This window comes from Burkholderia sp. HMSC10F09 (assembly GCF_001806955.1).
Taxonomy (GTDB): domain Bacteria; phylum Pseudomonadota; class Gammaproteobacteria; order Burkholderiales; family Burkholderiaceae; genus Burkholderia; species Burkholderia multivorans.
In genome coordinates this window covers 1-7,493 of record NZ_KV786528.1, presented here as the reverse complement: position 1 = coordinate 7,493, position 7,493 = coordinate 1, and the positions used below count along the sequence as shown (strand labels likewise).

Sequence of the window (7,493 nt, the reverse complement as noted above, 5' to 3'; positions counted from 1 at the left end):
CGCGCGCGCGGCCGGCGGACGCCTCCGCGCCCGCGCCGGGCGGCGTGCGGATCGTGCGCACGCGGCCCAAGGTCGTGCTGCTGTGGGCATCGCAGACCGGCAACATCGAGTCGCTGACCGAGGATTACGCGACGCAGCTGATGAACGCCGGCTTCGAGATCCGCACCGCGTGCATGGCCGACTATCCGGTCGCGTCGCTCGCGAGCGCGCAATACGTGCTGCTGATGACGAGCACGTTCGGCGACGGCGATCCGCCCGACAACGGCCGCGAGTTCTGGGACGCGCTCGCCGGCGACGCGGCGCCGCGCGTCGACGGCGTGCATTTCGCGGTGCTCGCGTTCGGCGACCGCAACTACGACCAGTTCTGCGGCCACGGGCGCCGGCTCGATGCGCGGCTCGCGGAGCTCGGCGCGACGCGGCTCTGTGCGCGCGTCGACTGCGACGTCGAGTTTCAGCGCGACGCCGACCAGTGGCTCGAACGCGTGGTCGCGCGGATCAAGGACACCGACGCCGCGCTGCACGCGGTGCCGGCCGGCGCCGACAACGCGGCGGGACTGCTGCCGAGCAAGGCCCATCCGGCGCCGTCGAAGCTCGTCGCGAACCTGCGGCTGAACCGTCCGGGCGCCGCGAAGGATACGCGCTACGTGTCGCTGTCGACGGACGGCGCGAACCTCGAATACGAAACCGGCGACGCGCTCGGCGTGTGGCCGACCAACTGCCCCGAACTGGTCGACGAGTTGCTGGCCGTCACGGCGCTGAAGGCCGATACGCCGGTGTCGGTGCCGGGTGTCGGCGACACGCGCCTCGGCGACGCGCTCGCGCGCCACTTCGACATCACGCGCCCGCATCCGGACACGCTCGCGTTCATTGCGTCGCGCAGCGCGAACGGCGCACTGAAGACGCTGCTGCGCGACGACCGCAAGGCCGAGCTGAAGCAGTGGCTGTGGGGGCAGCAGCTCGCGGACGTGCTGCACGAGTTTCCGGTCGAGCTGTCGGGCGCGGAGCTGGTCGGCATGCTGAAGCGGCTGCAGCCGCGGCTTTACTCGATCGCGTCGAGCCCGAGCGCGCATCCGGGCGAGATTCATCTGACGGTGTCGGCCGTCCGCTATCACAACGGGCGGCGCGCACGCAAAGGCGTCGCCTCGACGTTTCTCGCCGATCGCGCGGAAGACGGCCGCGTGCCGGTGTTCGTGCAGAAGTCCGCACACTTCCGGCCGCCGGTGAACGGCGACGTGCCGATCGTGATGGTCGGCCCCGGCACCGGCATCGCGCCGTTCCGCGGCTTTCTGCACGAGCGGCAGGCGTGCGGCGCACGCGGACGCAACTGGCTGTTCTTCGGCGAGCAGCATGCGCAGACCGACTTCTACTATCGCGACGAACTGACCGCGATGCGCGACAGCGGCTTCCTGACGCGGCTCGATCTCGCGTTCTCGCGCGATCAGGCCGACAAGATCTACGTGCAGGACCGGATGCGCGAGCACGGCGCCGAGCTGTTCGCCTGGCTCGAGGAGGGCGCGCACTTCTACGTGTGCGGCGACGCCGCGCGGATGGCGAAGGACGTCGACGCGGCGCTGAAGGCGGTCGTCGCCGAGCACGGCGGGATGTCCGAGGAGGCCGCGAACGACTACGTCGCGCGGCTCGCGAAGGCGCGGCGCTACGTGCGCGACGTGTACTGAGCGGCTCGTCGCGCGGCCGCGCCGGCCGTTAAAGGCTGCGCATCGGCGTCGGCGCCGGCGCCGGCGATCGCCGGTCGCGCACGGACGCTTCGGCCGGTTTCGACAGCTGCGTTCCGACTGCGCCGCCTTCGCCGACCTTACGCGCGAGCGTCGCGCGTGCGGCCGGCGGTGCGAGCCCCAACGAGCCGAACGTGTTCACGCGCAAACCGCTCGCGGCCGGTCTTTACCGGCGGTTCGGCGAGCGCTTCCGCACCGGCTTCGCCGCTCCCCGCGCCGTTCCCCGACACGGCAATCTCAGCATCGTCCGCGCGGGTATTCATCCGATGAAACAGCCACGCCGATTCCGGCTATCATGCGCTCCGTGCGCATGTTTGACGTGCGCCGCGGGCGTAATCGCCGCGATGCAATCCTCGAAGCGCCGTCCGTGAAAAAAACTGAAAGATTTTGTAATGTAGTTTTCGTATACTCGCCGTTTCTGATCCAGGCGCCGCTCGCGTGGCTCCGCAGTTGGCCGCCCAAGCAGAACAACCCGATTCGTCGCCGCCTCGCATCCGCGCCGCGACCGCTATGCATCACCGCGAATAATCTATGTCCTCCCGCCACCCTGGTTCGCCCGGCCGTGCCGCGTCGGCGATCGGCCGTGTCGCGGCGCTGATCCGCAACGAGCGCGTGCTGTCGCCGCTGCTCGCGCTCGGCATCGGCGTGCTGCTGATCCTGGTTTTCCAGCACCTGTCGCAATCCGTCGATTACCGGTCGGTGATCCGCGAGCTGCGCCGCATGTCCGCCGGCGAATGGGGCGCGTCGCTCGCCGCGACCGCGCTCAGCTACGTCGCGCTCGTCGCGCGCGACGCGGTCGGCCTGCGCTACGTCGCGGCGAAGGTGCCGCGTGCGGCGCTGTGGATCGGCGCGATCGCCGGCTCCGCGCTCGGCAACGCGACCGGCTTCGGCGCGCTGACGGGCGGCGCGGTGCGCGCGCGCGTGTACGGCGTGTCGGGCGTGACGCCCGCGCAGATCGGCCGCATGACGGTGTTCACGAGCGCCACGCTCGCGCTCGCGCTGGTATGGATGACGGCGATCGGCATGGTGTGCGTGCCCGGCACGCTCGGCGCGATGCTGCACGTCGCGCCCGGTGCGATGACGGCGATCGGTATCGTGCTGCTCATCGTGCTGGCCGCGATGACGATGATGTGCGGCGCCGCCGCGCGGCCGATCGTGACGCGCTTCAAGTGGCTCGCGTTCGACGTGCCCGCGCGGCGCGACTTCGTCGCGCAGATCGTATCCGCGGTGTTCGACGTGATCGCCGCGGGCCTCACGCTCTGGGTGCTGCTGCCGGCCGCGCCGGTCGGCTTCCCGACGTTCATCACCGTCTACGCGGCCGCGCTGCTGCTCGGGATGATCGGTCATACGCCGGGCGGGATCGGCGTGTTCGAAGCGGCGATGGTGTTCACGCTCGGCAGCGCCGTGCCCGCGCATGCGATGCTGGCCGCGCTGATCGCCTATCGCGCGATCTACTTCGGCGTGCCGCTCGTGCTGTCCGCGGGGCTGCTCGCCGCGTTCGAGGGCCGCGCGCTGCGGCGCCGGCTCGTGTCGCGGCAGGCCGCGCGCGTGTCGCAGCTCGCGCCGCTGTTCCTGAGCCTCGTCACGTTCGCGGTCGGCAGCATGCTGGTGATCTCGAGCGCGACGCCCGCGTTCTGGCATCGCATCGCGATCCTGCGCAACGTCATCCCGCTCTGGGTGCTCGAAGGCTCGCAGGTGATCTGCAGCGTGCTCGGCGTCGCGCTGCTGTTCGTCGCGCGCGGGCTGCTGCGCCGGCTCGACGGCGCGTGGTGGATGACCTTCGTGCTGACGCTCGCAAGCCTCGCGCTGTCGCTCGCGAAGGGACTCGCATTCGTCGAGGCGGGCGTGCTCGGCACGCTGCTGGTCCTGCTGCTCGTGAGCCGGCGCCGCTTCAACCGTCATTCGTCGCTGCTCGCGGAGCGCTTCACGCTGAGCTGGTTCGTGTCCGTGACGATGGTGCTGATCCTCGCGGTGTGGGTGCTGTGCTTCGCGTTCCGCGACGTGCCTTACACGCGCGAGCTGTGGTCCCATTTCTCGTTCGATGCGCGCGCGCCGCGGGCGCTGCGCGCGACGCTCGCGGCCGGCGTGTTCGTCGCGATGTTCGCGCTGTGGCAGCTGCTGCGTCCGGCGCCCGGCCGCTTCACCAAGCCCACGCCGCAGGATCTGCTCGACGCCGAGCGAATCGTCCGCGCGCAGGAGTGCAGCGATGCCGGTCTCGCGTTGATGGGCGACAAGTCGTTCCTGTTCTCGGACTCGCGGCGCGCGTTCCTGATGTATGCGAAGTACGGCCGCACGTGGGCCGCGCTCTACGATCCGGTCGGCCCGCGCGACGAGTGGCCGGCGCTGATCGGCAAGTTCATCGCACTTGCGCACCGTCACGGCGGGCGCGCGGCGTTCTATCAGGTGCGCGCGAACGCGCTGCCGCTGTATCTCGATGCCGGGCTCACGCTGATGAAGCTCGGCGAGGAAGCGCATATCGCGCTCGACGAGTTCGATCTGAAGGGCTCGCATCGCTCGCATCTGCGCTATGCGCTGCGTCGCGGCGACAAGGACGCGCTGTCGGTCGAGGTGATCGCACCGGCCGACGTGCCGGCCGCGCTGCCGGTGCTGCGCGAGATCTCGAACGTGTGGCTCGACACGCGCGACGCGCGCGAGAAGAGCTTTTCGGTCGCCGCGTTCCACGACGGCTATCTCGCGACGCAGTCGGTGATGCTCGTGCGCCAGGCCGACAAGCCGATCGCGTTCGTCACGTTCATGACGACCGACCTCAATACCGAGGCGACGGTCGGCGTGATGCGCCATCTGCCGGAGGCGTCGCCGTACGCGATGGAGTATCTGTTTACGCAGCTCGCGCTGCATCTGAAGGAAGCGGGTTTCCGCAAGTTGAGCCTCGGCATCGCGCCGTTCTCGGGGATGGGGGCGGCGAAGATGCCGTCGCCGTGGCACCGGGTCGGGCTGATGGTGTGGCGCTTCGGCGGACGCTTCTACAACTTCCGCGGCTTGCGTGCGTTCAAGAGCAAGTTCGAACCGCACTGGGAACCGCGCTATCTCGCGGCGTCCGGTTCGGTCGGCGTGTTCGTCACGCTCGCGGATCTGTCATTGCTGGCTGGAGGTCGGCGCTCATGATGTCGAAGAAGGGAATCGCGCGGGCCGCAATCGCCTGCGCGGGATGGATGCTGGCCGGCGCCGCGCTCGCCGCGCAGCCGGTCGCGACGAAGACCGAAACGGTGCCCGGCGGCCGCTACGGGCCCGTCACGGTGACGAAGCCGAACGGCCCGCTGCGCGGCTTCGTCGTGCTGTTCTCGCGCGAGGCCGGCTGGACGGCCGCCGATCAGCAGGCCGCCGACGCGCTCGCGAAAGCCGGCGCGATGACGGTCGGCGTCGATGCGGAGCGCTATGCGAAGACGCTCGCCGCGAAGGCCGAGACTTGCCACCATCTCGACGGCGACGCCGAGGCGGTCAGTCATCAGCTCGAAAGGCTCGCGCAGTCGTCGCGCTACTACACGCCGATCGTCGCGGGCGTCGGGCAGGGCGGCGCGATCGCGAAGCAGATTCTCGCGATGGCGCCGGAGAACACGATCGCCGGCGTCGTCGCGGTCGCGCCGGCCGCGAAGCTCGATCCGCGCTTCAAGCCGTGCCCGCCCGATCCGACGATCGTGCGCCGCGCGATGCCGGGCTTCGTCGACATGGTGCCGGCCGGCGATACGGCGAAGCTCGTGTCGCTCGTCGCGGCGCATCTGCACGACGACGGCAGTGCCGACGAGCAGGACGTGTCCGATCTGCCGCTCGTCGAACTGCCGGCCAACGGCGGCAGCGACCGGCTCGCGATCGTGATCTCGGGGGACGGCGGCTGGCGCGATCTCGACAAGACGATCGCCGAAGCGCTGCAGCGCGACGGCGTGTCGGTGGTCGGCATCGACAGCCTGCGCTACTTCTGGAGCGAGAAGCCGCCCGCGCAGACGAGCCGCGATCTCGCGCGCGTGATGCGCACGTACATGAAGCGCTGGCATGCGAGCCGCGTCGCGCTCGTCGGCTACTCGTTCGGCGCGGACGTCATGCCGTTCGCGTACAACCGGCTGCCGGCCGATCTGCGCGACAAGGTGTCGGTGATGTCGCTGCTCGGCTTCGCGCCGGCGGCCGACTTCCAGATCCGCGTCACGGGCTGGCTCGGGATGCCGGCGAGCGAGCATGCGCTGAAGGTCGCGCCGGAAATCGCGAAGGTGCCGCCGCAGATCGTCCAGTGCTTCTACGGCGCGCAAGAGCAGGACACGATGTGCCCGGCACTCGCGAATACCGGCGTCGAGGTGATCCGCACCGGCGGCGATCATCATTTCGGTCGCGACTACATCGCGCTCGAGAAAAAGATCCTGCGCGCGTTCGAGCGGCCGGTCGCCGCGCGCTGAACGCGCCGGCGCGCGCATCGGGACAGTGCCGGCCGGCGCCGGCGAGATCGAACGGGCTGCCTGAGGGCGGCCCGTTTTTTTTTCATCTGAACGAATCGGCGGACACGCGGCCGCTCAGCCCTCGCGGCGCACGGCCGCCCCGGCGGCGAGTTCGCCGAGCACGCGGATCGCGCGTTCGATGTCGCCGCTCCATGGATGGCCGAAGTTCACGCGCACGCAGCGCGCGAAACCGTGCGCGGCGGAAAACAGCGGCCCCGGCGCGACGCTGAGGCCGCGCGCGATCGCCTGCCGATGCAGCTCCATCGCGTCGATCGCATCGGGGAACGCGAGCCACAGGAAATAGCCGCCTTCCGGGCGCACCCAGTCGACCCCGGGCGGCAGCCAGCGCCGCAGCGCGTCTTCCATGCGGTCGAGCTGCGCCTGCAACGCGCCGCGCAGCTTGCGCAGATGGCGATCGTAGCCGCCGTATTTGAGGTAGTTCGCGATGCCGGCCTGCACGGGAATGCTGGCGGACAGCGTCGTCATCAGCTTCAGCCGCTGTACCTTCTCGGCGAACCGGCCGGCCGCCGCCCAGCCGATCCGGTAGCCGGGCGCCAGCGTCTTCGAGAACGAACTGCAATGCATCACGAGGCCGTGGCGGTCGAACGCGCGGGCCGGCAGCGGATAGTCGGGACCGAAATGCAGCTCGCCGTAGACGTCGTCCTCGATGAGCGGCACGTCGCGCGCGGCGAGCAGTTCGACGAGCGCGCGCTTTTTCTCGATCGACAACGTGACGCCGGTCGGATTCTGGAAATTTGTCATGAACCAGCATGCGCGTACGTCGTGGCGATCGAGCGCATTCGCGAGCGCATCGAGATCGAGGCCCGTGCGCGGATCCACCGGAATCTCGACCGCGCGCAGGTCGAGCCGCTCGATCGCCTGCAGTGCCGCATAGAAGCCGGGCGATTCGACGGCCACCACGTCGCCCGGCCGCGTGACGGCCATCAGGCACAGATTCAGCGCTTCGAGCGCGCCGTTCGTGACGACCAGCTCGTCGATCGGTTGTGCGATGCCGGTCGCGAGATAGCGCAGCGCGATCTGGCGGCGCAGCGCTTCGTTGCCGGGCGGCAGATCGACGACGGTGCTCCACGGGCTGATGCGCCGCGCGGCCTGCGCGAGCGACTTCGCGACGCGCGGCAGCGGAAACAGCTGCGGCGACGGAAACGCGGAGCCGAGCGGCACGATGCCGGGCTGCGTCGCGGCGTCGAGCACCGAGAACACGAGATCGCTGATGTCGACCTTGCGCGTGGATGCGGCGCCGCCGGACGCGCGCGATTCCGACGACGCAGGCCCGGGCGCGGCGGCGCCCGGCGCGACG

General features: G+C 70.1%; 4 protein-coding genes. 3 read left to right on the top strand and 1 reads right to left on the bottom strand.

Going from position 1 to position 7,493, the window contains the following annotated elements:
• The 3 genes from HMPREF3115_RS02580 to HMPREF3115_RS02570 form a co-directional block, all read left to right on the top strand.
• On the top strand, positions 1-1,676 hold a 1,676-nt coding region (locus HMPREF3115_RS02580; RefSeq protein WP_141751621.1), incomplete at its 5' end, for a sulfite reductase subunit alpha.
• A 588-nt stretch (positions 1,677-2,264) separates the two neighbouring features.
• Positions 2,265-4,859, top strand: coding sequence for a bifunctional lysylphosphatidylglycerol flippase/synthetase MprF (mprF, locus tag HMPREF3115_RS02575; protein WP_070553353.1), 2,595 nt, complete (start codon positions 2,265-2,267; stop codon positions 4,857-4,859).
• On the top strand, positions 4,856-6,136 hold the full coding sequence (locus HMPREF3115_RS02570) for a virulence factor family protein (RefSeq protein ID WP_006403451.1): 1,281 nt from the start codon (positions 4,856-4,858) through the stop codon (positions 6,134-6,136). The genes mprF and HMPREF3115_RS02570 overlap by 4 nt, the downstream gene beginning before the upstream one ends.
• Positions 6,137-6,250: 114 nt before the next feature.
• Here the strand turns inward: HMPREF3115_RS02570 and HMPREF3115_RS02565 are convergent.
• On the bottom strand, positions 6,251-7,493 hold a 1,243-nt coding region (locus tag HMPREF3115_RS02565; protein WP_070553352.1), incomplete at its 5' end, for an aminotransferase-like domain-containing protein.

Excerpts from the sequence above, each read along its gene's own strand:
- HMPREF3115_RS02570 (WP_006403451.1), top strand. The coding sequence starts at position 4,856 with ATGATGTCGAAGAAGGGAATCGCGCGGGCCGCAATCGCCTGCGCGGGA.
- mprF (WP_070553353.1), top strand. The coding sequence starts at position 2,265 with ATGTCCTCCCGCCACCCTGGTTCGCCCGGCCGTGCCGCGTCGGCGATC.